Origin of the sequence: Paenarthrobacter nitroguajacolicus, assembly GCF_029952445.1 — a bacterium.
GTDB lineage: Bacteria > Actinomycetota > Actinomycetes > Actinomycetales > Micrococcaceae > Arthrobacter > Arthrobacter nitroguajacolicus_B.
The window spans coordinates 1-383 of the sequence record NZ_JAQPPK010000080.1; the positions used below are offsets into that span (position 1 = coordinate 1).

Genomic DNA, 383 nt, shown 5'->3' on the forward strand with positions numbered 1-383 from the left:
CAGAGGTCGCGGTAGTCGATGTTGACGGTGAGTTGGGGTCGGAGTCCGCCGTTGGAGGGTAGTTTCCCGGTGGTCATGGCCACGGCGCAGGCCCCGACGAGTCCGTCGAGGAGTTTCTGGGCGCGGGAGCGGCGGTCCAGCTCCGGGCCGGGGCGTGCCTGAGTATCTGCACTGGTTTGAGTGTCCGCGCTGATGCCCACGCTCGTGTCTGTGCTTGCCTGGGTCTCCGCGCTGCCGTGAGTATCCCCAGTGGCGGTGCCCGTGCTGGTGGTGGTGAGGCGGGGGTTGGTGGCGATGTTCATGGCGGTGGTGAGGGTTTCGTATTGTTCGGTGGTGGCGAAGATTTCGAGGTGGTGGAGTCCGTGGCGGCGTCGGCGGCGCAG

General features: G+C 66.8%; 1 pseudogene. It reads right to left on the reverse strand.

Annotation, left to right across the window (positions count from 1 at the left end):
- Positions 1-383: pseudogene (locus PJL15_RS22605) on the reverse strand (hypothetical protein); the annotation flags it as partial.